Annotated in this window: 23 protein-coding genes and 8 tRNA genes; 28 read left to right on the top strand and 3 right to left on the bottom strand. The window is 57.0% G+C overall.

What is annotated here, in order from left to right; translation table 11 throughout:
• Positions 1–51 precede the first annotated feature (51 nt).
• The gene (locus tag OS242_RS00540; RefSeq protein WP_267149706.1) at positions 52–1,410 is read right to left on the bottom strand and encodes a sodium-dependent transporter; all 1,359 of its coding nucleotides are present in this window, start codon (positions 1,408–1,410) and stop codon (positions 52–54) included.
• 232 nt (positions 1,411–1,642) lie between these two features.
• Between OS242_RS00540 and smc the strand changes: the two genes are divergently transcribed.
• The 17 genes from smc to OS242_RS00625 all read left to right on the top strand — a co-directional run bounded on the left by smc (position 1,643) and on the right by OS242_RS00625 (position 11,314).
• Positions 1,643–5,221 carry a chromosome segregation protein SMC gene (gene smc / locus OS242_RS00545; protein WP_267149707.1) on the top strand — a complete coding sequence of 1,193 codons (3,579 nt, stop codon included), beginning with the start codon at positions 1,643–1,645 and terminating at the stop codon, positions 5,219–5,221.
• Between the two features lie 38 nt (positions 5,222–5,259).
• Entirely contained in the window at positions 5,260–6,174 is a 915-nt protein-coding gene (gene ftsY / locus OS242_RS00550; protein ID WP_267150406.1) for a signal recognition particle-docking protein FtsY, read from the top strand.
• Positions 6,175–6,267: 93 nt separating this feature from the next.
• Positions 6,268–6,600, top strand: a complete 333-nt coding sequence (locus OS242_RS00555) for a putative DNA-binding protein (protein WP_267149708.1) — start codon at positions 6,268–6,270, stop codon at positions 6,598–6,600.
• 31 nt (positions 6,601–6,631) lie between these two features.
• Positions 6,632–7,996, top strand: a complete 1,365-nt coding sequence (gene ffh, locus OS242_RS00560; RefSeq protein ID WP_267149709.1) for a signal recognition particle protein — start codon at positions 6,632–6,634, stop codon at positions 7,994–7,996.
• An 81-nt stretch (positions 7,997–8,077) separates the two neighbouring features.
• The gene (gene rpsP / locus OS242_RS00565; protein ID WP_267149710.1) at positions 8,078–8,350 is read left to right on the top strand and encodes a 30S ribosomal protein S16; all 273 of its coding nucleotides are present in this window, start codon (positions 8,078–8,080) and stop codon (positions 8,348–8,350) included.
• 25 nt (positions 8,351–8,375) lie between these two features.
• Positions 8,376–8,606, top strand: a complete 231-nt coding sequence (locus tag OS242_RS00570; protein WP_267149711.1) for a KH domain-containing protein — start codon at positions 8,376–8,378, stop codon at positions 8,604–8,606.
• An 81-nt stretch (positions 8,607–8,687) separates the two neighbouring features.
• On the top strand, positions 8,688–9,110 hold the full coding sequence (locus OS242_RS00575; RefSeq protein ID WP_267149712.1) for a YlqD family protein: 423 nt from the start codon (positions 8,688–8,690) through the stop codon (positions 9,108–9,110).
• Entirely contained in the window at positions 9,107–9,631 is a 525-nt protein-coding gene (rimM, locus tag OS242_RS00580; protein WP_267149713.1) for a ribosome maturation factor RimM, read from the top strand. The genes OS242_RS00575 and rimM overlap by 4 nt, the downstream gene beginning before the upstream one ends.
• 15 nt (positions 9,632–9,646) lie before the next feature.
• Complete coding sequence (gene trmD, locus OS242_RS00585) at positions 9,647–10,387, top strand: tRNA (guanosine(37)-N1)-methyltransferase TrmD (protein WP_267149714.1); 741 nt, start codon at positions 9,647–9,649, stop codon at positions 10,385–10,387.
• 182 nt (positions 10,388–10,569) lie between these two features.
• Positions 10,570–10,644, top strand: a tRNA-Gln gene (locus OS242_RS00590).
• A 17-nt stretch (positions 10,645–10,661) separates the two neighbouring features.
• A tRNA-Leu gene (locus OS242_RS00595) sits at positions 10,662–10,743 on the top strand.
• A gap of 7 nt (positions 10,744–10,750) precedes the next feature.
• A tRNA-Ala gene (locus OS242_RS00600) sits at positions 10,751–10,826 on the top strand.
• Between the two features lie 4 nt (positions 10,827–10,830).
• Positions 10,831–10,906: transfer RNA gene (locus OS242_RS00605), tRNA-Asn, on the top strand.
• A gap of 5 nt (positions 10,907–10,911) precedes the next feature.
• A tRNA-Thr gene (locus tag OS242_RS00610) sits at positions 10,912–10,987 on the top strand.
• Between the two features lie 36 nt (positions 10,988–11,023).
• Positions 11,024–11,100, top strand: a tRNA-Glu gene (locus tag OS242_RS00615).
• Positions 11,101–11,107: 7 nt separating this feature from the next.
• Positions 11,108–11,183 (top strand) — tRNA-Phe (locus OS242_RS00620).
• Positions 11,184–11,229: 46 nt separating this feature from the next.
• Positions 11,230–11,314: transfer RNA gene (locus tag OS242_RS00625), tRNA-Leu, on the top strand.
• A gap of 52 nt (positions 11,315–11,366) precedes the next feature.
• Here OS242_RS00625 and OS242_RS00630 read toward each other — a convergent pair.
• Positions 11,367–11,723, bottom strand: coding sequence for a L,D-transpeptidase (locus tag OS242_RS00630; RefSeq protein WP_267149715.1), 357 nt, complete (start codon positions 11,721–11,723; stop codon positions 11,367–11,369).
• A gap of 117 nt (positions 11,724–11,840) precedes the next feature.
• Between OS242_RS00630 and OS242_RS00635 the strand changes: the two genes are divergently transcribed.
• The 10 genes from OS242_RS00635 (at position 11,841) to OS242_RS00680 (ending at position 20,036) form a co-directional block, all read left to right on the top strand.
• On the top strand, positions 11,841–12,665 hold the full coding sequence (locus OS242_RS00635; protein WP_267149716.1) for a deoxyribonuclease IV: 825 nt from the start codon (positions 11,841–11,843) through the stop codon (positions 12,663–12,665).
• A 133-nt stretch (positions 12,666–12,798) separates the two neighbouring features.
• Positions 12,799–13,926 carry a C40 family peptidase gene (locus OS242_RS00640; protein ID WP_267149717.1) on the top strand — a complete coding sequence of 376 codons (1,128 nt, stop codon included), beginning with the start codon at positions 12,799–12,801 and terminating at the stop codon, positions 13,924–13,926.
• A gap of 126 nt (positions 13,927–14,052) precedes the next feature.
• On the top strand, positions 14,053–14,400 hold the full coding sequence (gene rplS, locus OS242_RS00645) for a 50S ribosomal protein L19 (protein WP_267149718.1): 348 nt from the start codon (positions 14,053–14,055) through the stop codon (positions 14,398–14,400).
• A 95-nt stretch (positions 14,401–14,495) separates the two neighbouring features.
• A complete protein-coding gene (lepB, locus tag OS242_RS00650; RefSeq protein WP_267149719.1) occupies positions 14,496–15,131 on the top strand; it encodes a signal peptidase I in 636 nt (211 codons plus the stop codon).
• Between the two features lie 25 nt (positions 15,132–15,156).
• Positions 15,157–16,080: a ribosome biogenesis GTPase YlqF gene (gene ylqF / locus OS242_RS00655; protein WP_267149720.1), complete on the top strand. Its 924-nt coding sequence runs from the start codon at positions 15,157–15,159 to the stop codon at positions 16,078–16,080.
• A 79-nt stretch (positions 16,081–16,159) separates the two neighbouring features.
• A complete protein-coding gene (locus tag OS242_RS00660; protein ID WP_267149721.1) occupies positions 16,160–16,987 on the top strand; it encodes a ribonuclease HII in 828 nt (275 codons plus the stop codon).
• Positions 16,988–17,013: 26 nt separating this feature from the next.
• A complete protein-coding gene (locus OS242_RS00665; RefSeq protein WP_267149722.1) occupies positions 17,014–19,059 on the top strand; it encodes a hypothetical protein in 2,046 nt (681 codons plus the stop codon).
• Positions 19,060–19,071: 12 nt separating this feature from the next.
• Positions 19,072–19,353, top strand: coding sequence for an EscU/YscU/HrcU family type III secretion system export apparatus switch protein (locus OS242_RS00670; RefSeq protein ID WP_267149723.1), 282 nt, complete (start codon positions 19,072–19,074; stop codon positions 19,351–19,353).
• Positions 19,350–19,724 carry a YraN family protein gene (locus tag OS242_RS00675; protein ID WP_267149724.1) on the top strand — a complete coding sequence of 125 codons (375 nt, stop codon included), beginning with the start codon at positions 19,350–19,352 and terminating at the stop codon, positions 19,722–19,724. The genes OS242_RS00670 and OS242_RS00675 overlap by 4 nt, the downstream gene beginning before the upstream one ends.
• Before the next feature lie 66 nt (positions 19,725–19,790).
• Positions 19,791–20,036 carry a YneF family protein gene (locus OS242_RS00680; protein ID WP_267149725.1) on the top strand — a complete coding sequence of 82 codons (246 nt, stop codon included), beginning with the start codon at positions 19,791–19,793 and terminating at the stop codon, positions 20,034–20,036.
• Positions 20,037–20,092: 56 nt separating this feature from the next.
• On the opposite strand, the gene OS242_RS00685 is transcribed toward OS242_RS00680, so the two are convergent.
• Positions 20,093–20,449, bottom strand: coding sequence for a hypothetical protein (locus tag OS242_RS00685; protein ID WP_267149726.1), 357 nt, complete (start codon positions 20,447–20,449; stop codon positions 20,093–20,095).
• A gap of 140 nt (positions 20,450–20,589) precedes the next feature.
• On the opposite strand from OS242_RS00685, the gene OS242_RS00690 reads away from it, so the two are divergent.
• Complete coding sequence (locus tag OS242_RS00690; RefSeq protein WP_267149727.1) at positions 20,590–21,093, top strand: hypothetical protein; 504 nt, start codon at positions 20,590–20,592, stop codon at positions 21,091–21,093.
• The last annotated feature ends 60 nt before the right edge of the window (positions 21,094–21,153 follow it).

The following is a 21,153-nucleotide window of genomic DNA, read 5'->3' on the forward strand; positions in this document are numbered from 1 at the left end:
ATTATACCAAACAAAAAAACCGTCGGCGAACCGACGGTTTCTTGTTTCTCACTATTCGAACTTGATGACGCCCAGCGAGAAGAGGAAGATCACGATGATGAGCACCGGTGCCACATAGCGCAGCAGGAACATCCAGATCTTGTAGATCGGACCGGTGAGACCCGCTTCTTCGCCCGCTCTCTTCCAAGCGTAGCCGGTGAACAGGGTGACGAGCAGGCCGCCGACCGGCAGCAGGACGTTCGACGAGATGAAGTCGAACCAGTCGAAGTACGTTTTGCCGCCCGGTGCAAAGTCAGCCAGAACACCGAAGGACAGAGCCGACGGGATGCCGACGATGAAGCAGATCAGGGTGACCCAGAAAGCAGCTTTTGCGCGGGACATCTTGAGTTTGTCCATCGCCCAGGTGACCGGAACTTCCAGCAGGGAGACTGCGGAGGTCAGAGCTGCGACAGCCAGCAGGATGAAGAACAGGAAGCCAAACAGGTTGCCGAGCGGCATCGCGGCAAAGGCAGCCGGGAGCGCCATGAACACGAGGCCCGGGCCTTGACCCGGCTCGATGCCGTAGGAGAAGATCGTCGGGAAGATGATCAGACCTGCGATCAGCGCGTACATCAGGTCGCCGAAACCAACTGCGACGGCCGCTTTGCCGAGCGATTGTTGACGGTGGACGTAGGTGCCGTACGTGAGCATGGTGCCCATACCCAGCGACAAGGAGAAGAAGGCATGTCCCAGTGCGACGAGAACCGATTGGGTGGTCAGTTTCGAGAAATCAGGCTTGAGGAAGAACTCGACGCCTGCACCTGCGCCCGGAAGCGTCAGGCCGCGAACCATCAAGATCACCAGAAGGATCATCAGGCCCGGGATGAGGATTTTGTTGAATTTTTCGATGCCGCCTTTGATGCCTCGTGCGATGACAACGCCGGTGACGAGGAAGGCGATCACCGTCCAGATCAGCGGCGTGTAGCCGCCGACAAAGGAACCGAACGTGCTGGTGTAGTCCGCATTTTCAAAGAGCGATCCGGTGATCGAGATCAGCGAGTAGTGCATCGTCCAGCCGGCGATGACGCCGTAGTAGGACATGATCGCAAACGCGCCGAGGACGGCGAGGAAGCCAAACGCGCCCCAATACTTGGAGCCGGACAGCGTGTTGAACGCCGATACGGCAGAACCGCGTCCGCCGCGACCGATCGCCATCTCCGCGAGCAAGACCGGGAGACCGACGAAGATCAGACAGCCGATGAACACGAGGAAGAAGGCAGCGCCGCCGTACATGCCAGTGATGTACGGGAACTTCCACATGTTCCCAAGGCCTACAGAAGAGCCGATTGCTGCGAGGATAAAGCCAGTGGAACTAAACTGATCCCCCAGTTGCGCGGACTGTAGTTTGTTGTTGGATGGATTCGGTAACATGACGAAAGAGATCCTCCTTGGCAACAATAATTGTCGCAATATTTGTATGATTTTTTTGAGTGCTACGCCGTCATTCTATAGAAAAGTAAGAATTTTGTCAATTCGAATCTTGGCATCGTTTGAATTTTCACCCCTGCGCCGCATACTGGCGGGCGTGTGGTACAATAGACAGGTTGAAAACCCATTAGACAGAATGATCACCCATTCGGGAGCTAGCTGGAGGGGAAAAGGGTTGTATTTAAAACGAATAGAAGCAGTCGGTTTTAAGTCGTTTGCCGACCGCACCGAATTGGAGTTCGTGCCGGGTGTCACCGCCGTGGTCGGACCAAACGGCAGCGGCAAATCGAACATCTCCGATGCGATCCGCTGGGTGTTGGGCGAACAGAGTGCCAAGAGTTTGCGCGGGGCGAAGATGGAAGACGTGATCTTTGCCGGCACCGATAAGCGCAAGCCGGTCAACTACTGCGAAGTGTCGTTGACGCTCGACAACAGCCAGCGGGAACTGGATCTCGATTATAACGAAGTGACGGTCACCCGCCGGGTCTATCGCTCGGGTGATTCTGAATATATGATCAACAAGCAATCGTGTCGCTTGAAGGACATCACCGAGATGTTCATGGACACGGGGCTTGGCAAAGAAGCGTACTCGATCATCGGACAAGGCCGCATCGAGGAGATCCTCTCCACCAAATCGGAGGATCGCCGCGGCATCTTCGAGGAAGCGGCTGGTATCGTCAAGTACAAAGCACGCAAGAAAGAAGCGGAGAAAAAACTGGATGAGACGACTGCCAACCTGATCCGAATCGGCGATCTCGTCGGCGAGCTGGAAGTTCAGATCGGACCGATGCAAGAGCAGGCCGAAGTGGCCAAGGCCTACAAAGAACTCAAGTCCGAGTTGGAACGCTACGAGGTCGCTCTCTACGTTCACGACATCGAGGATTTGCATGGACGGTGGACAGCCGGTACGAAGGAAGGACAGACCTTGCAGTCTGAGCAAGTGGGCCAGAGCGCGTTCGTCAGCACGCTGGAGGCCGACTATGAAAAATGGCGCCTCGAACTGGCGCAGGTGGAACAGGCGATTGAAGGGGCGCAGACGGCGCTCGTCGAGGTCGTGCAAGAATTTGAAAAGGCGGAAGGACGCCGTGAAGTGCTGCGCGAACGACGGCGCAACTTGACTGCGGGGCGCGATGACCTGGCCGCTGTGCTCGCCAAGCTCGAAAAGGAGATCGCCTTGACACAAGAGCAGCGCACCGTCGAACAAGAAAAGGCGGAAGCACTCTACACCGAGATTCACAGATGGCGTCGCGAGTTGGAGGAAAAGATGAATGTCGCGCGCGGTTTTCTCGACCGGGCGGAGCGAGAGGCGGAGGTCGAGCGGCTGAAGTCCGACCTGATTGAAAAGTTGAACGACAGCGCCTCCAAGCGCAACGAACTCAAAAATATTGAAGCCACCTTGGAGATGCTCGCTCGTCGCGTCGGGCGTCAAACGGATGACGAGCGCGACCTGCTGGAGCGGGCCAAAGCGATCCGGCAAGCACTGGATGAGTCGGAACAATCGCGCCAAGAGGAAGCAGCACGCGAGTCGGAAGTCGGGGAACGGCTGACCGCATTGCGCGCCCAACTGCAAGCGGGGAGCGGGGAACAGGAGAAACGCAGTCAAGTTCTGCGCTCGTGGCAGACCGAACAGGCGTCGCACCGCTCGCGCCTCGAACTGCTGCGCGACATGGAAGCGCAGTACGGCGGCTACCAAGTCGGCGTGCGCAACGTGTTGCAAGCGTCGGGCAAAGGTCACCTCGACGGTGTCTGCGGGGCGGTGGCCGAACTGGTGCAGGTGCCGCGCGAGTATGAACTGGCGATGGAGACCGCTCTTGGCGGTGCGATGCAAAACGTTGTCGTGCTGTCGGAAAAAGCGGGCCGTGATGCCATCCACTATCTGAAACAATCCGGCGGAGGACGGGCGACCTTTATGCCGCTTGACGTCATGCGCGGCCGCTCGCTGAGCAAGCCGGAGCGGATGGCGGTGGAGGGGCACAAAGGCTATGTCGGCCTCGCATCCGAGTTGGTCGGCTGCGAGGCGCAGTACCGCCCCATCGTCGACAATCTGCTCGGCTCCGTTGTCGTCGCCAAGACGATCGCCGATGCGAACGCTCTCGCCCGGCTTCTTCAGTACCGGGTGCGGATCGTCACGCTCGAAGGCGACGTCGTCAACCCCGGCGGTTCGATGTCCGGCGGTTCGGTACAGAAAAAAGGCACGTCCTTGCTCGGCCGCACCCGCGAGATTGAAGAGATGGAAGAGAAGCTCAAGGCGATGAACCAAAAGATCGCCGACGCCCAGCGGGTCTACGAGCAGACCGGGCAGATGCTCAGCCGAGCCGCCGATGAAATCGAGCACTTGGCCCGTGAGCAGGAGCAGCGTCGCGCTGCTCTGTATCAGCACGAGTCCAGCGTCCGCGAACTGCAAGTTCAACTCAAAGGCGTGGAAGAGCGATTGGAACTGGTCACGCTGGAACTGGCGCAGTATCGCTCCGAGGAAAAGGATCATACCCAAAAGGGCGAGCGGGTCGCCGCCGCTCTGACGCATCTTGACGCAGAAGTGACAACGATGCAAACAAACGTCGACGAACTGCAAGCGACGTTGCGCGAACAACAGACCGTCGCGGCCGATGTCAACGAAGAAGTGACCGCTTTTAAAGTCAAATTGGCTACAATGGAAAGTGAGCACGCCGGTTTGAAAGAAAATGTGCAGCGGCTCGATGCGCGACTGTCCGAACTGACCGCAGAACTCTCCGCCCGTCAAGGCGAAAACGGTACCATCGAAGAGCGGCTGCGCGAAACGGAGAGCGAATTGACCGTTGCCGAGTCGTTGCTGCAAAACTTCGAGGAGCATCGCCAGGCGGCGGAACAAAAACTGGAGAGCCATCGCGAGAAAAAGTGGGATGTCTCCCGCCAGATGGGCGACCTCGAACAAAAGCTTCGCGAAGGCCGCATCCTCTTGAAGGCCATCGAGGACAAAGTGCGCACCAACGAGGTCAAGACGGGCCGACTCGATGTTGAGTTGAACAACGCCTTGAACAAACTCTCAGAGGAATATCACATTTCCTTCGAATATGCCAAGGAACGTTATCCACTTCCGGAGGAGTTGGCGGTCACCAAGCAGCGCGTCGGCGAATTCCGCCGCAAGATCGCGAGCCTTGGCGATGTCAACCTCGGCGCGATCGAAGAGCATGCCCGGATGGGGGAGCGTCTGGAGTATTTGACCACGCAGCGGGATGATCTCAGCAAAGCGATTGAACAGCTCTATGAAGTGATCGGTGATATCGATGAAGAGATGTCGAAGCGCTTTAACGAGACGTTCTATCAGATCCGCGAGCAGTTCACCGACGTGTTTGTCGCGCTGTTTGGCGGCGGTCGTGCCGATCTGATCCTCGCCGAACCGGATCGTCCGCTGACGACCGGGATCGACGTCGTCGCCCAGCCGCCCGGCAAGAAATTGCAAAATCTGCAATTGCTCTCCGGCGGGGAACGGGCCCTGACCGCATTGGCTCTGCTGTTCGCCATCCTGCGGATCAAACCGGTGCCGTTCTGCGTCCTCGACGAGGTCGAAGCGGCACTCGACGAGGCGAACGTCGCCCGTTATGCCAAGTACCTGCGCGAGTTTTCCTCCATGACGCAATTTATCGTCGTCACCCACCGCAAAGGCACGATGGAGGGGGCAGACGTTCTGTACGGCGTCACGATGCAGGAGTCTGGCGTCTCCAAGATCGTCTCCGTCCGCCTCGTCGATGAAGCGGTGGAGATGATGAGTTCGTAGACCATATATATAGAAGAGATGAAGAGGTGCATGACAGAATGGGATTTTTCAGCAAATTTAAAGAAGGCCTGACCAAAACCCGCGATGCTCTGATGGGCAAAGTGGAATCGCTGATCTCCTTTGGCCGCAAGATCGACGAGGAGTTCTATGAAGAACTGGAAGAAGCGCTGATCATGGCCGACGTCGGTGTCAACACCGTCATGGGCATCATGGACGATCTGCGCTCCGCAGCGAAAAAGCAGAAGCTTACCGAAGCGGAAGAGCTGAAGCCGGTGCTCAAGCAGATCCTTGTCGAATTGATGGGTGAGGACAAGGCGGAGCTGTCGACAAACCGCGACGGACTGACGGTCATCCTTTTTGTCGGCGTCAACGGCGTCGGCAAGACGACCACCATCGGCAAGCTCGCCAACCAATTCAAGGCGGAAGGCAAAAAAGTGATCCTGGCCGCGGGCGACACGTTCCGCGCAGGGGCGATCGAACAGCTCGAAGTATGGGGCCAGCGTGCCGGTGTGGACGTGATCAAGCAGGGGGCGGGCTCCGACCCGGCTGCCGTGATCTTTGACGGCATACAGGCGGCCAAGGCGCGCAAGGCGGATGTCTTGTTGTGCGACACAGCAGGTCGTCTCCAGAACAAGGCGAACCTGATGGACGAGCTGAACAAGATCTACCGCGTCATCCGCCGCGAGATGCCGGAAGCGCCGCATGAGACCCTGCTCGTTCTCGATGCCACCACAGGCCAGAACGCGCTGTCGCAGGCGAAACTGTTCGGCGAAGCGACCGGCGTCACCGGGCTTGTCCTGACCAAACTGGACGGCACAGCGAAGGGCGGCATCGTCATTGCGATCCGCAAAGAGCTGGAAGTCCCTGTGAAAATGGTCGGCCTCGGCGAGAAGATTGACGACCTCCAGCCGTTCGATCCGAAGGACTTTGTCGACGCTTTGTTCGCAGAATAGATAGATTTTTAGGTTTTAGTTGACAACCCCTTCGCTTTTCAGTAATATATCGTCTGTAAAGGACATGAGCTTGACAGGCGAGGGGGAGTCGACATGTTGGAAAAGACCACCCAAATGAACCTGTTATATGACTTTTACGGTGTGATGTTGACTGACAAGCAGCGTCAATTCGTGGAACTGTACTATCTCGATGATCTCTCGCTGGCGGAAATCGCCGAACAGTTTGAGATCTCGCGTCAGGCGGTTCACGACAACATCCGCCGAGCGGGCGCCCAGTTGCTCGACTTTGAGTCGAAGCTGCGGCTGGTCGAGCGGTTTGAGAGACGCAGCGCTGTCGGCGCACAGCTCCTGACCCTCCTCGACGGACTGCCGCCTGAGCGCGCGCAGCAGGTGACCGAAATGGTTCGGGAACTGGTCGAGGAATGATCTGAACGAAAGATCCAAAAGGAGGATGGCCATGGTCTTCGAAAGCTTAGCGAACCGATTGCAGGATACCTTCAACCGTTTGCGCGGGAAGGGGAAACTGAGTGAATCGGACGTCAAAGAAGCCATGCGGGAAGTGCGGCTCGCGCTCCTCGAAGCGGACGTCAATTTCAAAGTCGTCAAAGACTTTGTTGAAAAGGTCCGTGAGCGCGCAATCGGCCAGGAAGTCCTGCAAAGCCTGACTCCGGGACAACATGTCATCAAGATCGTCAACGATGAGCTGACGGAGCTGATGGGTGGAAGCCAGGCGAAACTCAACATCTCCAATAAGCCGCCGACTGTGATCATGATGGTCGGTCTGCAGGGTGCGGGCAAGACGACGCACACTGGCAAGTTGGCGAAACTTCTGCAAAAAGAAAAGAAAAAACCGTTGCTGGTCGCCTGTGACATCTATCGTCCGGCTGCGATCAAGCAATTGCAAGTCTTGGGCGAACAATTGCAAGTTCCGGTCTTCTCGCTCGGCGATCAAGTGTCGCCGGTGGAAATCGCGAGAAAAGGTCTGGAACATGCGATCTCATACGGTCACGACTATGTCCTGATCGACACCGCAGGTCGTCTGCACATCGACGAGACGCTGATGGACGAACTCCGCAACATCAAAGAAGCGGTGCAACCGTCCGAGATTCTGCTCGTCGTGGACGCGATGACCGGCCAAGTGGCGGTCGAAGTGGCGGAGACGTTTAACAACACGCTCGACGTCACCGGCACGATCTTGACCAAGCTTGACGGCGATACGCGCGGCGGTGCCGCACTCTCGATCCGTGCTGTCACCGGCACCCCGATCAAATACGTCGGGACGGGCGAGAAGATCGACGCGATCGAGCCGTTCCACCCGGACCGCATGGCTTCGCGCATCCTCGGGATGGGCGACGTCCTCACCCTGATCGAAAAGGCACAAGCGAGCATCGACCAAGACAAGGCGATGGATCTGGAGCGAAAGATGCGCAACGCGGACTTCACGCTCGAGGACTTCCTCGACCAGCTCTCTCAGGTCAAAAATCTCGGTCCGCTCGATCAGATCCTCGGCATGCTGCCCGGCATGAACAAAGTCAAGGGCATGCAAAACATGAACGTGGACGACAAGCAGATCAACCGGATCGAAGCGATCATCCAATCGATGACGCCGGCCGAGCGCCGCGAACCGAAACTGATCGACTCGTCGCGCCGCAAGCGCATCGCCAAGGGGAGCGGCATGACCGTTCAGGATGTCAACCGCCTGTTGAAGCAGTTCGAAGAGATGCAGAAGATGATGAAACAGTTCTCCGGCATGGCGAAGAAAATGAAAGGCAAGAAAGGGAAAAAAGGCCTTGGAGGCATGAAATTCCCGTTCCTGCCGTAGCAATTTCCTACCGTATAAAACTTTTCGTTCCCGTGGAACGAGATTTATGATATGATTCTGTGTTGGGAGGTGAATATCAAGATGGCAGTTAAAATTCGTTTGAAGCGCATGGGTCAAAAGAAAGCTCCGTTCTACCGTGTAGTTGTAGCTGATTCCCGTTCTCCGCGTGACGGTCGTTTCATCGAGGAGATCGGTACCTATAACCCGGTCACCCAACCGGCTCAGATCAACATCGACGAAGAAAAGGCAATCGCTTGGCTGAACAACGGTGCACAACCGTCCGATACCGTGAAAAACCTTTTCTCGAAGACCGGTATCCTCAAAAAGGTTCACGAAGCGAAAGCAGGCAAGTAATCCTCATTCCTGAGGAGGCCCTGTCATGATACCTTTGATTGAGACGATTGCGAAAGCTCTCGTAGATCAACCGGATCAGGTCCGCGTCACTGAAGTGAGTGCGGATGACAAGAACGTCGTGTACGAGCTGTCGGTGGCCCCTGGCGACATGGGCAAGATCATTGGCAAGCAAGGGCGAATCGCGAAAGCACTTCGCGCCGTGGTCTCCGCAGCTGCGCTGCAAGGCCAGAAACGTGTCACGATTGAAATTGTCTAAATAAGAAGGCTGAGAGGCTCTGATGCTTCTCAGCCTTTTTGTGGTATAATAACCAAGAATCCCAAAGGAGAGTGAATTTAGGTGTTAAAAGTAAATGTAGCGATCCCGGTCAAATTGATCTTGACGGAAACCACCAAACAACAGATCACCTCTGAAATCAACGGTGCGATCCAACAAGTGCAAAACGAATTGGAACAAATCGAATTCCAAGGCCGTGCAGCTTTGAACGATGCCGAGCAAAACGGCAACCAAGCGGCTGTGCAAGCGATCACCGGCCGCATGAACCAAGAGCGCGGCGTGCGCATGGAACGCCGTGAGCAAATGATGCAACAACTCGTACAGATCCAACAAACTCCTCTCGGTTCGGAAGTTCCGGGCGGCCAGATTGAAACGGTTGTCGAAGTGAACGTTGGCGATGTGTGGGAAGACGTGGTAGCCGGCACCGAAATCGTTCTCAAAGACGGCATTGTCGCTGAGATCCGCCGTGGCGGTGGACAGGCTTGAATCAAAAGAAACTGATCCTCGTCGGCCACTTGGTCAACACGCAAGGCGTGCGGGGAGAAGTACGGGTCATCTCGCGAACCGATTTTGACGATGTTCGTTTCAAAAAAGGTTCCAAGCTCTGGCTCGTGCACGAAAAGTTCCCAAAACCGGTGCAGCTGACCGTTGAAACGTCCCGCCCACACAAACAATTTATTTTGCTCACCTTAGAGGGGCATTTCTCCATCAGCGATGTGGAAAAGTACAAAGGCGGCGACTTGATGGTCGAAGAAGACGATCTGGTCAAACTGCCGGAGAATACATACTACATCTACCAGTTGATCGGCTGCCAAGTCGTGACCGACGAGGGCCAGGAACTGGGAGTATTGAAAGAGGTCTTGCAACCGGGTGCCAACGACGTCTACGTCGTCAAGCCGCCCAAGGGCAAGGACATCCTGCTCCCGGTCATACCGGACTGCGTTCTGGACGTGGACGTGCAGAACAAGAAGATTGTGGTCCACATCATGCCGGGACTGCTGGAGTAAGATGGAGGGACCTACTTGCGTATAGACATCGTAACCATCTTCCCGGAAATGTTCGAGGGCGTGATCGGGACGAGCATCATCGGCCGCGCCCGTCAACAAGGGTTGGTCGAGATCAACCTCATCGATTTTCGCGAGTACTCGACGAACAAGCACAACACCGTGGATGACACGCCCTACGGAGGCGGCGGCGGCATGGTGCTTAAGCCGGAGCCGATCTTTGGCGCGGTGGAGGCGCTGACCGGGCAGCAGTCGCGCCCGCGCGTGATTCTGACCTGTCCGCAGGGAGAAGTCTACAGCCAGCAAAAGGCGATCGATTTCGCCTCTGAGGAGCATCTGGTGATCATCGCCGGGCATTACGAAGGGTATGACGAGCGCATCCGCGAGTACCTCGTCACCGACGAGATCTCCGTCGGCGATTATGTGCTGACCGGCGGTGAGTTGCCGGCGATGATCATCGTCGACTCGGTGACGCGGCTCCTGCCGGGCGTGCTCGGCAACGAGACGTCGGCGGTGCTCGATTCGTTTCGTGAGGGATTGCTCGAATACCCGCACTACACCCGTCCGGCCGAGTTTCGCGGCTGGAAGGTGCCGGATGTGTTGCTCTCCGGGCATCACGGCAACGTCGAGCGTTGGCGGCGCAAAGAGTCGTTGCGACGGACGCTCAAGCGCCGTCCCGATCTGCTGCACGGTCGCGATCTCGACAAGCTCGACGCGCAGTTGCTCACAGAGGTCAAGCGCGAAGAGGGAATTGAATAAGAACGCAAAAACAGCCCTGCTCACGAGAGCGGGGCTGTCCTATAGCGATAATGCCGAGATTCGCGCCAATCTGGGCAGATTTCCGGGCTTGAGGGGATGTCGGGAACGTGGTATTATAAGTCCTGTCACCGAGAGCGGTTGACACGGAAAACGAAGCGTGCTACAGTAGTTTTCATCATCGTTGGGGAGTCGCCAAGCGGTAAGGCAACGGACTTTGACTCCGTCATGCGAAGGTTCGATCCCTTCCTCCCCAGCCAGTTTACAACAAATGAATGCCTGAGTGGCGGAATGGCAGACGCAGTCGACTCAAAATCGACCGGGAGACCGTGGGGGTTCGAGTCCCTTCTCAGGCACCACTTTAATGGGGGTATAGCTCAGTTGGTAGAGCACCTGCCTTGCAAGCAGGGGGTCAGCGGTTCGAATCCGCTTATCTCCACCATTATTCCTCGATAGCTCAGCTGGTAGAGCGCCCGACTGTTAATCGGATGGTCACAGGTTCGAATCCTGTTCGAGGAGCCATACTTGCCTTTTTAGCTCAGTAGGTAGAGCGCATCCATGGTAAGGATGAGGTCATCGGTTCGATTCCGGTAAAAGGCACCATTTCTTTTTTTTGCTCAAAAATCGTATACTGTACGTGGCTCGTTGGAGAAGCGGCTTAACTCACCGCCCTTTCAAGGCGGCATTCACGGGTTCGAATCCCGTACGAGTCACCACGTTTCCGGCTCGGTAGCTCAGTTGGTAGAGCAGAGGACTGAAAATCCTCGTGTCGGCGGTTCGATTCCGTCCCGAGCCACCATTTTTATTTCGGAAGTGAGCAATGAGGGACGCTCGCCTCCTTGCGAGCGAGTGTGGTGGAATGGCAGACACACCAGACTTAAAATCTGTCGGGGCTTCCCCGTGCCGGTTCGAGTCCGGCCACTCGCACCAAACAGAATGAAGAGACAAACAGCACCTATCCCGATAGGTGCTGTTTTCGTTTTTACGGTTCGATTTTCACTTCGGTGCCGATGGAGACGCGGGTGGCGAGATCTTCCACGTCTTTGTTGTGCATACGGATGCAGCCTTTGGAGACCAATTTGCCGATGGAGGACGGATTGGTGGTGCCGTGGATGCCGTAGCCTTTTTTGGACAGGCCCATCCAGTACGTCCCGTAGACGGTCATTGGTCCGCCTGGCCGACGTCCCGGGTTTGGCACCTTGTTGATGATCTTGAACGTGCCGGTCGGAGTGCGTGTGGTCATCTTGCCAACGCCGACGGGGTAGCTTTTGATCGCTTTGCCGTTGTCGAACAGAGTGAGCCGCCGCTTGCTGAGCGATACTTTGATCGAGCGTGCCATCGAACCTCGACCTCTTTTCCGCGAAGGTGTTCATGGTCAGGGTATGCGCGTTTGCCTCCGCCGGGAACCTGTGCTACACTCTCTGTCAAAAGGATAAGCAGGGAAGGATGGAGAGATATGCCAAAACTGGGAGCTAACGTATCGATTGCCAAGACTGGCATGCTGCTGGCCGTGCAAGAGTCGATCAGCTACGAAGCGGATACATTTATGATCTACACCCGTTCCAATCGCGGCGGCAACGCGCGTCCCATCGAAAATTTCAATCGAGAAAAAGCGTACGAAATGATGAAAGAACACAACCTCGCCGATCCGGTGGTGCATGCGCCCTATCTGATCAACTTGGCTTCGAATAAACCGGAAACGTTCGAATACGGCGTGGAATTGTTACGGGAGGACATTCGCCGCACCGAGTACCTCGGCATCCGCTACATCGTCTTCCACCCGGGCTCACACACGGGCGCGGGAGTCGAGTACGGTGTCAAGCGCATCGCGGAGGGTCTCAATGAGATCCTGACCGGCGAGGAAAACTTGTTCGTGTGCCTCGAAGGCATGGCGGGAGACGGTTCGAAGGTCGGTTCGAACTTTGAAGAGTTGGCCGAGATCCTTTCGCTCGTCAAGCACAACGACAAGATGGGCGTGTGTCTGGACACCTGCCATCTGTATTCGGCGGGCTACGATATCGTCAATGACTTTGACGGCGTGATGAAGCGGTTTGACGAGACGGTCGGATTGGACCGTTTGAAGGTCTGGCACATCAACGACAGCAAGACGCCGTTCAATTCGCGCAAAGACCGCCATGAAAACATCGGACAGGGTTCGATCGGCTTCGAAGCGATCCATCGCATCGTCCATCACGAATTGGCAGAGGGCAAACCGTTGATCCTTGAGACGCCGGAAGGAAAATATAAGGAAGAGATTGCGATGCTGCGCCAGAAAGCCTAGCTGTACATAGTGCCCGCCTGTCAAAGGCGGGTTTTTTTGCGTCCCTTGCCAGCAATTGCTCGGACTTTGCAAGGCCCTTCGCTCAAACACTACTTGCGTGGGGTCTAATCTTCAAGCAGAGGGGACAAAAAAGATGCAAAATCGAAACCTGAAACGCTTGGCGATGATGATGGCTGTGACGTTCGCGATGATGCCGCTCCCTGTGATGACCGATGCGCTGGCAGCCAAATCGCCGCTTCGCCAGACGGTGACCGCTGTGCCGACGATGCAGGCGCCGGTCGATCGTGCAGGCGTTGCGATCAACGGTAAGATGGTGTCGGCCATCGACCCGCTGTTGATCAACGGCAAGTACTTTGTTCCGTTTAAACAGATGGCGACGATCCTTGATTATGATGATATCCGCTATAACTACTCCACCAAGACGTACACGGCCACCGACGGCTCGTACACGGTGCGGGTGACAATCGGGGGCAGCCGCGCGATGAAGGGCGATGAGGCGGTCAATATCGAGCCGCCGCGCTTCCTCAACGGCACCACCTACCTCTCGCTCGACTCGGTGAGCTCCGTGTTCAACGTGTTTGCCTATTTCAAATCGGAGAACGGCTCGGTGCAGGTGCAGATGCCAGCCCGCCTCTACCATGTCCAGACAGGGGACACCCTGTATGAAGTGGCAAAGGCGCATCACACGACCGTCGAGGCGGTGCGTTCGGCGAACGGGCTGCGCTCGGACATGCTGATGGTCGGACAAGACCTGCGGCTGCCGGCAGAAGCCCTGACGCGCGAGACGGAGCCGGCCCGTGGGTCGACCGCCCCGGCACCGACCGCGCCGCAGGGCACGGCGACCCCGGCGCAGAGCAGCGCGGCGCTGGCCAAAGCGCAGGCGATCATCACGACCGGGAAAAAATACATGGGCGTGCCTTACAAATTCGGGGCGAAACCGTCCGAAGCGCCACGCCGGATGGACTGCTCGTCGTTCTTGCAGTATATTTTTAAGAAGCACGGCATCACCTTGCCCCGCGACTCGCGCCAACAATCGCGGGAAGGGACGTACGTCAGCAAGAGCAATCTCAAGCCGGGCGATCTCGTATTCTTTAAATACCCGGAACGCTACTCCGACGGGCGCGTCGGCCACGTCGGCATGTACATCGGCAACGGTCAGATGCTGCATACCGTACCGAAAACCGGCGTGACGATCACCAATATGATGAAGTCCAAGTATTGGACGCGCAACTATCTGTATGGCCGTCGCGTGATCCGGTAAATTTCTAGCAATTAAAAAGTTGTCAATGTCCTCCCGCTATGATATACTAACCCTTGTTAATCAAGGCGGTCCGCTTTCTGGCGCTTCATCCCATGAAAAGAACGCCTGTAGGGAGGAGGTCCAACCATGAACCAAGCGATCCTTCAACAACTCGTCGCGGATCAACTCCGCACGGACATCCCGGCTTTCAAAGCTGGTGACACCGTTCGAGTTCACGTTAAGGTAAAAGAGGGTAACCGTGAGCGTATCCAGGTATACGAAGGTGTTGTCATTCGCCGTAAAGGCGGCAACATTTCCGCAACCTTCACCGTTCGTAAGATTTCTTACGGCGTTGGCGTAGAGCGTACCTTCCCGCTGCACACCCCGAAGATCGAAAAGATCGAGGTTATGCGTCGCGGTCGAGTTCGCCGTGCGAAACTCTACTACCTGCGCAACCTTACCGGTAAAGCAGCTCGTATCAAAGAAATCCGCTAACAAAGTTCAGGGACTTGTACATGCAAGTCCCTTCTTTGTATCCTGAACAGCCTGTTGGGGAAACTATAGCGAGAGAGAAGCGGGAGGATCTAGTGATGAACGACCAAGAACGGCAAGAGAGCCAAACCGAACCGAACACAGTCACCACGGAAGAGACCGCAGCAGAGTCGACAGTCGGTACAATCACCGAGGAAAAGACACCGGGTAAAAAAGCAAAAAGTGCCGGGAGCGAGGCTTGGGAGTGGGTGAAGTCGCTGCTCGTCGCGCTGGTGCTCGCCTTTTTGATCCGCCAGTTCCTCTTTGCTATCTTTATGGTGGACGGCCTTTCGATGTATCCGACTTTGGATGACAAGGAGCGTCTGGTCGTCAACAAGATCGTTTACGAACTACATAACCCCGAGTACAACGACATACTGGTCTTCAAATATCCGGCCGATCCGACGAAGGATTTTATCAAGCGCGTCATCGGTCTGCCGGGCGACAAGATCGAGATCCACGATTACAAAGTCTTCCGCAATGGACAAGAGTTGGATGAGCCGTTTATCAACGAGCCGACGGGCACGATCAACGGCAGCTACACCGTACCGGAAGGCACCGTGTTCGTCATGGGCGACAACCGCAACGCGTCCAAGGACAGCCGCGACGCGTCGGTCGGCTATGTGCCGTTTGACAACATCATCGGCCGCGCCGAAGTGGTCTGGTGGCCGATCCAAAACTTCCGCACACCCTAACTAAACAGAAAAAGGGGGAACAACCATGACCATTCAATGGTTCCCCGGCCATATGGCGAAGGCTCGCCGGGAAGTCACAGAAAAGCTCAAGCTGATTGACGTTGTGATGGAACTGCTCGATGCACGCCTGCCGCTCAGCTCCCGCAATCCGATGATGAACGAACTGGTGGAACACAAGCCGCGACTGGTGATCCTGAACAAAGCTGACCTCGCGGACCCGCGTGTTACCGACGAATGGATCAAGTATTTTGCCGCTCAGGACATCACCGTCGTCCCGCTCAACGCCATCAAAGGCGAAGGTCTGCCGAAAGCGGCGGCTGAGGCAAAGAAGCTGTTCGAACCGAAACTGGAACAAATGCGCAAAAAAGGCATCCGTCCGCGCGCGACTCGGGCGATGATCCTCGGCATTCCGAACGTCGGCAAATCTTCGCTGATCAACCGGATGGCGAAAAAGACCATCGCGAAGACGGGCGACCGTCCGGGCGTCACGCAAAAGCAACAGTGGATCAAAGTGGGCAAGGACTTCGAACTGCTCGACACGCCGGGGATTCTCTGGCCCAAGTTTGAAGACCAAAAGGTTGGTCTGCGACTCGCTTCCACCGCTGCGATCAAAGAAGAGATCCTCAACACCGAGCCGGTGGCCTTGTATATCGTCGAGTTTATGAACGAGCGATATCCGGGCGTGATGGAGTCTCGATTTGGAATCGAGAAACTCTCGTCCGACCCGCGTGAGGCGTTGGAGGAGATCGGCCGCAAGCGCGGCTACCTGCGCCAAGGCAACTCGGTCGACATCGAAGCGGCGCAAAAGCTGATGATCCGTGAGTTCCGCGGCGGGGCTTTCGGCCGCGTATCGCTGGAGCGCCCGAGCGATTATGCGACTGTGGCGAGCGAGACCGAAGCGGCAGCAGAAACAACTGCAGAAGAGGCGACATCAACCACCGTGGAGTAGACGGTGGTTTTTTCTTCCGCAACAGGATTCGCAAGTGTGATGACGAACTGTATGGAGAGAAGAAAGGGGTTCGTCTCGCATGGCAAGAACTGTGGATTTTCAGGAGATGACCGTGGGAGAGATCCGCGATCACATACAGCAAAAAGCACCGAACAAGCGGCAAGTGAAGCAATTGTTGGCTGACGAAAGGGCCGGAGTGCGCAAGGTGATCGAGAGCTACCTGCGCGCGCAGGAGCGGCTCGCGTCGGAGGCGGCCCGGCAGGAGCGGATGTGGCGTTATGAGCGGGCGGCGAAGGAACAAGGCTATCGCTTTGTCGCCGGGATCGACGAGGCAGGCCGCGGACCGTTGGCAGGGCCGGTCGTCGTCGGAGCGGTGATCTTGCCGGAGGAGATCGATCTGCCGGGGTTAAACGATTCAAAGCAGGTCAAGGAAGAGACGCGGGATCTGCTGTTCGATTTGATCCGGGAACAGGCAGTGGCGTTTGGCATCGGAGTGGTCGAGGTGGAATATATCGACCGGCACAACATTTTGCAGGCGACGTTTGAAGGGGCGCGCCGTGCGCTAAAGCAACTGAGCGCGTCGTTTGCGTTGGAGGCCGATTATCTCGTCACTGATTATTTGAAGATCCCCGGTGTGACGCAGCCTTATGAGGCGATTGTAAAAGGGGATGCCAGCTCGTATTCGATCGCTGCGGCGTCAATTTTGGCAAAGGTGACGCGGGATCGACTGATGAGCGCGTATGCGAGCGAGTATCCGGAGTATGGATTTGAACGGCACAAAGGGTATTCCAGCCCGGAACATCTGGCGGCGATTGAGCAGCATGGGCCGTGTGCGATCCATCGGAAGTCGTTTGCGCCGATCAAGCAGATGGTGCAAGGTTCGCTGTTTGACGGCATGGAGTGGTGATCTGCTAGGAGGAGGGGGAGAGGCGAATGTTGAGAGTGTCGGCGGGGCAATACGCGCAGTTGGCGGTGCAGGCGGTCACAGGCGCGAAGGAGGTCGACCTGAAGGTCGGCAGTGTGGTCAAGGCGACGTTGTTGGAAAAGCACGGCGACGGAGAAGCGACCGTACAGATCGGCGGTGCGAAGGTCCGGGCCAAATTGGAAGCCAACCTGCAACCGGGTGATCGTGTCAATCTGCTCGTCGCCGGGCAGACCGCACGCGGCGCGCTGGAACTGAAAGTGGTCGGCAAGGCTGGCTCGGAAGCGAGCAGCGGTGTCGATGCGGCGAGTCTGTTGCAAGCGTTGGGGTTGCCGGAGTTGGAAGAAGCCAAGGCTGTCGTCCGCGAGTTTGCGGCACGCGGGGTGCCGCTGCGCACCGACACGGTGAAAGCGGCAGTGGAAGCGTTGCACCAACTCGGCATCTCGAAACCAACTCCTGAACAGGTTGCGACGATTGGCAAGATGGCGGAGCTTGGCATCCCGATCAACAAGAGCACTGTGGAAGCGATGTTGGCGCTCGAGACCGGACCGAAACTGCACGACCTCCTGACTCGCCTCGCCACCAACCTCCGCACCGCGCTCCCGGCGAGCCTCTTCGCCGCCGGAGCAAGCCCCGAGTCCGCCCCCTCACCTGGGCAGACCGGGACTGTGCAAGCAGGGATTGCTCAGACAGGCACTGCTCCGACAGGTACTGCTCCGACAGGTGCTGCTCAGACACGTGCTGCTCCGACAGGTACTGCTCAGACAGGTGCTGCTCAGACAGGTGCTGCTCAGACAGGTGCTGCTCAGACAAGTACTGCTCAGACGGGTACTGCTCAGACGGGTACTGCTCAGACAGGTGCTGCTCAGACAGGTGCTGCTCAGACAGGTGCTGCTCAGACAGGTGCTGCTCAGACAGGTGCTGCTCAGACAAGTACTGCGCAGACGGGTACTGCTCAGACAAGTACTGCGCAGACGGGTACTGCTCAGACAAGTACTGCTCAGACAAGTACTGTGCAGACGGGTACTGTGCAGACGGGTACTGCTGCGACAGGTGCTGCTCCAACAGCAGGTACTGCTCCGACAAGTACTGCTCCGACAGGTACTGCTCCGACAGGGACTACCCAGACAGGCACTGCCCAAACAGGCACTGCCCAAACAGGCTCCGGTCCCGTTTCTCAACGGGCCTTTGCCGCTTCTGGAAATGCTGGGCTTTTCCTGGAAAATGAGATGGGTCGACCGAACCTGACAGGAGCCGACTCAACACCCCGTTCCGTTCTCTCCGAATCGACCGTCCGCGATCTTGCATGGCTCGCCCGAACGGCGGAGGAACTGCTCGCCACCGTACCGGAGTCGGATCACGCCGATCTGGCCGACAAAGCACGCCGTCTTGGACTCGGTCTGGAAGAGCGGCTCGCTCACACGATGCGCCGCCTGCCGACCGACGCAGACCCGGAAGCGCTGCGCACCGCTGCCAATTCCGCCCTGCGTGCCGATCTCACCTCAGACGGGAGCCTCAAATCCGCGCTGCTCCGCGTCGCCGCCGTAGCGGACGATCTCTCTGCGGCAGGCTTCCCTCATCTCGCAGATGACGTTTCGACGCTTCTGCGCCATGTCAGTGGCCAACAGGTCATGCAAACGGCAGGTGCGGAAAGGTCAGACCTTTTTTACCAATTCACCGCCATCCCATTCCAAGCAGGCGGCAAAGGTCAGACGCTCGAACTGCACGTCATGTCCCGCAAAAACAATGGTCAAAAAGCGATCGATCCGTCCAACTGCTATGTCCTGTTCCGCCTCGATCTGCCACATCTCGGCCAGACAGACATCCACCTGCACATCGTTGACAAAGTGGTCGGCATCCGTTTCCAGACCGCTCCCGACTCCGCACGGATCGAACTGACCGGCGGGGAACAACGCGAGCTGCGGGATGCCCTGCAGAACGTCGGCTTCCATCTGGGTGTCGTCCGCTCGGAAACAAAAACGCCCCCGGCACCCGGCGAGCGATTGCCTTTGCTCCCGCCGGTGCTGACCCAAGGGGCTGTCGATATGAAAATCTAGGAGGCGTGCCCTTTGTCCAGCGAACATCCGTCGTCAAAAAAAGCGGTCGCCCTCCGCTACGACCCGAACCAAAGCGCCGCTCCCCGCATCGTGGCCTCGGGGCGAGGCGCCTTGGCGGAGCAGATCCTTTCCACCGCCGAAGCGGCCGGCGTCCCGCTGCAAGAGGACAAAGCGCTCGTTGAAACCTTGCTCGCCTTTGAAGTCGGCAAAGAGATCCCGCCGGAACTCTATCAAGTCGTCGCAGAGGTCCTTGCTTTCGTACAACGCATCGATAAACGAGGACCGCGCTCATGACGGTCACAGACCCTCGCAAACAAACGGGTGCTCGGGGCGAAGCGTTCGCCGCCGACTACCTCGCCGGGTACGGCTACCGCATCCTCGACCGCAACTGGCGGCGCGCCGGCGGAGAGATCGATTTGATCGCGGTCATCGGCGACACACTGGTCTTTATCGAGGTGCGCACGAGAACGTCTCGCGCCTACGGCAGCGCAGAGGAGTCGGTCGACGCACGCAAACAACGCCAAGTCCGCAAAGTCGCGGCCCTCTACCTGGTCGAGGCGGGTCGTCTCCCGTTTCGCCGCTTCCGCTTTGACGTGATCGCCGTTCAGCTCGACCGGCGAACAGGCGAGTTGCAAACGCTCCGTCACCTCGAAGACGCTTTTTAAAAACGTTCAGCTATGGTATAGTATCAATATCTGGTAAGAACCAAGTAGTAGGGGGATTGTCGCAACATGGTAATGACACTGGTAGCGATCGGTACATTTATCCTCGGCCTCGTGCTCGGCGCACTCGGGGGCGTGTACTATCTGAAACAAAAGATGTCCAACATGAAGATGTCCGACCAAGACATCCAGCAAATGGCTCGCAACATGGGCATGAATCTCAACCAAAAGCAACTGATGCAAGTTTCCAAGCGCATGCAGAACATGAACAGCAAAGGTATGCCGGGTGCTGGCAAACCGAAAAAGAAAAAGTAGCGCCAACGTCAAAAAGAGAGGGGAGCCCCTCTCTTTTTTTTGCGTCCTTTGGCGGTTTACCAGAAGAGCAAGCTGGACAAGGCCAGAATGCTCAGGAACGGCACGAAGAACGCAGCCGGATTGTACCCATATCCATAACCGTATCCGTACCGATACCGGCCATAAGGCGCTCCGTATCCGTACGGGCGGCCGTATACCAGCTCCGCATCCAGAGTGTTGTCAAGTTGTTCAGCCGGGAAGATCCGCTGGTCGACCGGGCCGGAGGCGAGATGATTTCCACCGTTTGCACGACGCATGTACAGACCTTTTTTCGTGACTCGTTCGACGACCCCTTCTTGAATGCCTTGTTGTGTGTGGACGCGAACCATCTTGCCGAGGTACGATCTGCACGTTTTATGATTGTAGCGTTGCATGTGTGAACCCCCTCCTCTCGGTGATGTCACTATCAACCTATGTGCAAACGCCAAGACATGCTCATGGCAAGAGCGGAGGACAAAGGAAAATAGGGCGGACATCCAAGGCATACACATAGAAAGGTGAGGAGGGAGGCTCCATGAAGATGGGCTCTGCGCACTGGCAGGTTCAATACCAGATGCGTCGCAAACCGTGGCTCCTGCTCGTTCCGCTGGCTGCGGCCGCTCTGCTGGTCTGTCTGATCGCGCTGGCGTTTTCAAAGGGAGCGGGCGACGGGGGAGAGGCGGTCACCCGCACGGTCGGGCAGTCGGTGATCGACGGATGGGTCTATGGCGGCTATGACTCGGGCGGCAATCTGATCTTTCAGCAGGGGGATCGCGTCGTCTTGCTCCCGGCGAACAGCAAAGAGATCAAGCTCAACGGCAAGGCGGTGCCGCTGCGGGACAGTTCCCCGGACACGATTCACATCGGTTTGGAAAAATCGGAAGAGGCGGTGGAGGAACCATCCTTCCCTTGGTGGCTGTTCTGGCTGTTGACCGGGACTTTGATCGGACTGGTCGTCGGTCTTCGCCTTGGCAAGTCTGGTCGGTCGAAAGCGGCCAAACGCCCGTTGTACCGGTTTCAAGGGCGACTGATGCGATGAGAACCACGTTCTGTTGAGGACGTGGTTCTCCGTGTTTTAGAGGCTTCGACATAAGTTATC

The sequence above is a fragment of the Tumebacillus lacus genome (assembly GCF_026410385.1).
Classification (GTDB): domain Bacteria; phylum Bacillota; class Bacilli; order Tumebacillales; family Tumebacillaceae; genus Tumebacillus; species Tumebacillus lacus.

Bases quoted from the DNA above. Each gene is read 5' to 3' on its own strand.
- ylqF (WP_267149720.1), top strand. From the start codon at position 15,157: ATGACCATTCAATGGTTCCCCGGCCATATGGCGAAGGCTCGCCGGGAA.
- OS242_RS00630 (WP_267149715.1), bottom strand. From the start codon at position 11,723: ATGGCACGCTCGATCAAAGTATCGCTCAGCAAGCGGCGGCTCACTCTG.
- rplS (WP_267149718.1), top strand. From the start codon at position 14,053: ATGAACCAAGCGATCCTTCAACAACTCGTCGCGGATCAACTCCGCACG.
- rpsP (WP_267149710.1), top strand. From the start codon at position 8,078: ATGGCAGTTAAAATTCGTTTGAAGCGCATGGGTCAAAAGAAAGCTCCG.
- OS242_RS00540 (WP_267149706.1), bottom strand. From the start codon at position 1,410: ATGTTACCGAATCCATCCAACAACAAACTACAGTCCGCGCAACTGGGG.
- lepB (WP_267149719.1), top strand. From the start codon at position 14,496: ATGAACGACCAAGAACGGCAAGAGAGCCAAACCGAACCGAACACAGTC.
- OS242_RS00660 (WP_267149721.1), top strand. From the start codon at position 16,160: ATGGCAAGAACTGTGGATTTTCAGGAGATGACCGTGGGAGAGATCCGC.
- OS242_RS00570 (WP_267149711.1), top strand. From the start codon at position 8,376: ATGATACCTTTGATTGAGACGATTGCGAAAGCTCTCGTAGATCAACCG.
- OS242_RS00665 (WP_267149722.1), top strand. From the start codon at position 17,014: ATGTTGAGAGTGTCGGCGGGGCAATACGCGCAGTTGGCGGTGCAGGCG.
- ffh (WP_267149709.1), top strand. From the start codon at position 6,632: ATGGTCTTCGAAAGCTTAGCGAACCGATTGCAGGATACCTTCAACCGT.
- OS242_RS00640 (WP_267149717.1), top strand. From the start codon at position 12,799: ATGCAAAATCGAAACCTGAAACGCTTGGCGATGATGATGGCTGTGACG.
- ftsY (WP_267150406.1), top strand. From the start codon at position 5,260: ATGGGATTTTTCAGCAAATTTAAAGAAGGCCTGACCAAAACCCGCGAT.
- OS242_RS00680 (WP_267149725.1), top strand. From the start codon at position 19,791: ATGGTAATGACACTGGTAGCGATCGGTACATTTATCCTCGGCCTCGTG.
- OS242_RS00675 (WP_267149724.1), top strand. From the start codon at position 19,350: ATGACGGTCACAGACCCTCGCAAACAAACGGGTGCTCGGGGCGAAGCG.
- OS242_RS00685 (WP_267149726.1), bottom strand. From the start codon at position 20,449: ATGCAACGCTACAATCATAAAACGTGCAGATCGTACCTCGGCAAGATG.
- OS242_RS00635 (WP_267149716.1), top strand. From the start codon at position 11,841: ATGCCAAAACTGGGAGCTAACGTATCGATTGCCAAGACTGGCATGCTG.
- OS242_RS00690 (WP_267149727.1), top strand. From the start codon at position 20,590: ATGAAGATGGGCTCTGCGCACTGGCAGGTTCAATACCAGATGCGTCGC.
- OS242_RS00555 (WP_267149708.1), top strand. From the start codon at position 6,268: ATGTTGGAAAAGACCACCCAAATGAACCTGTTATATGACTTTTACGGT.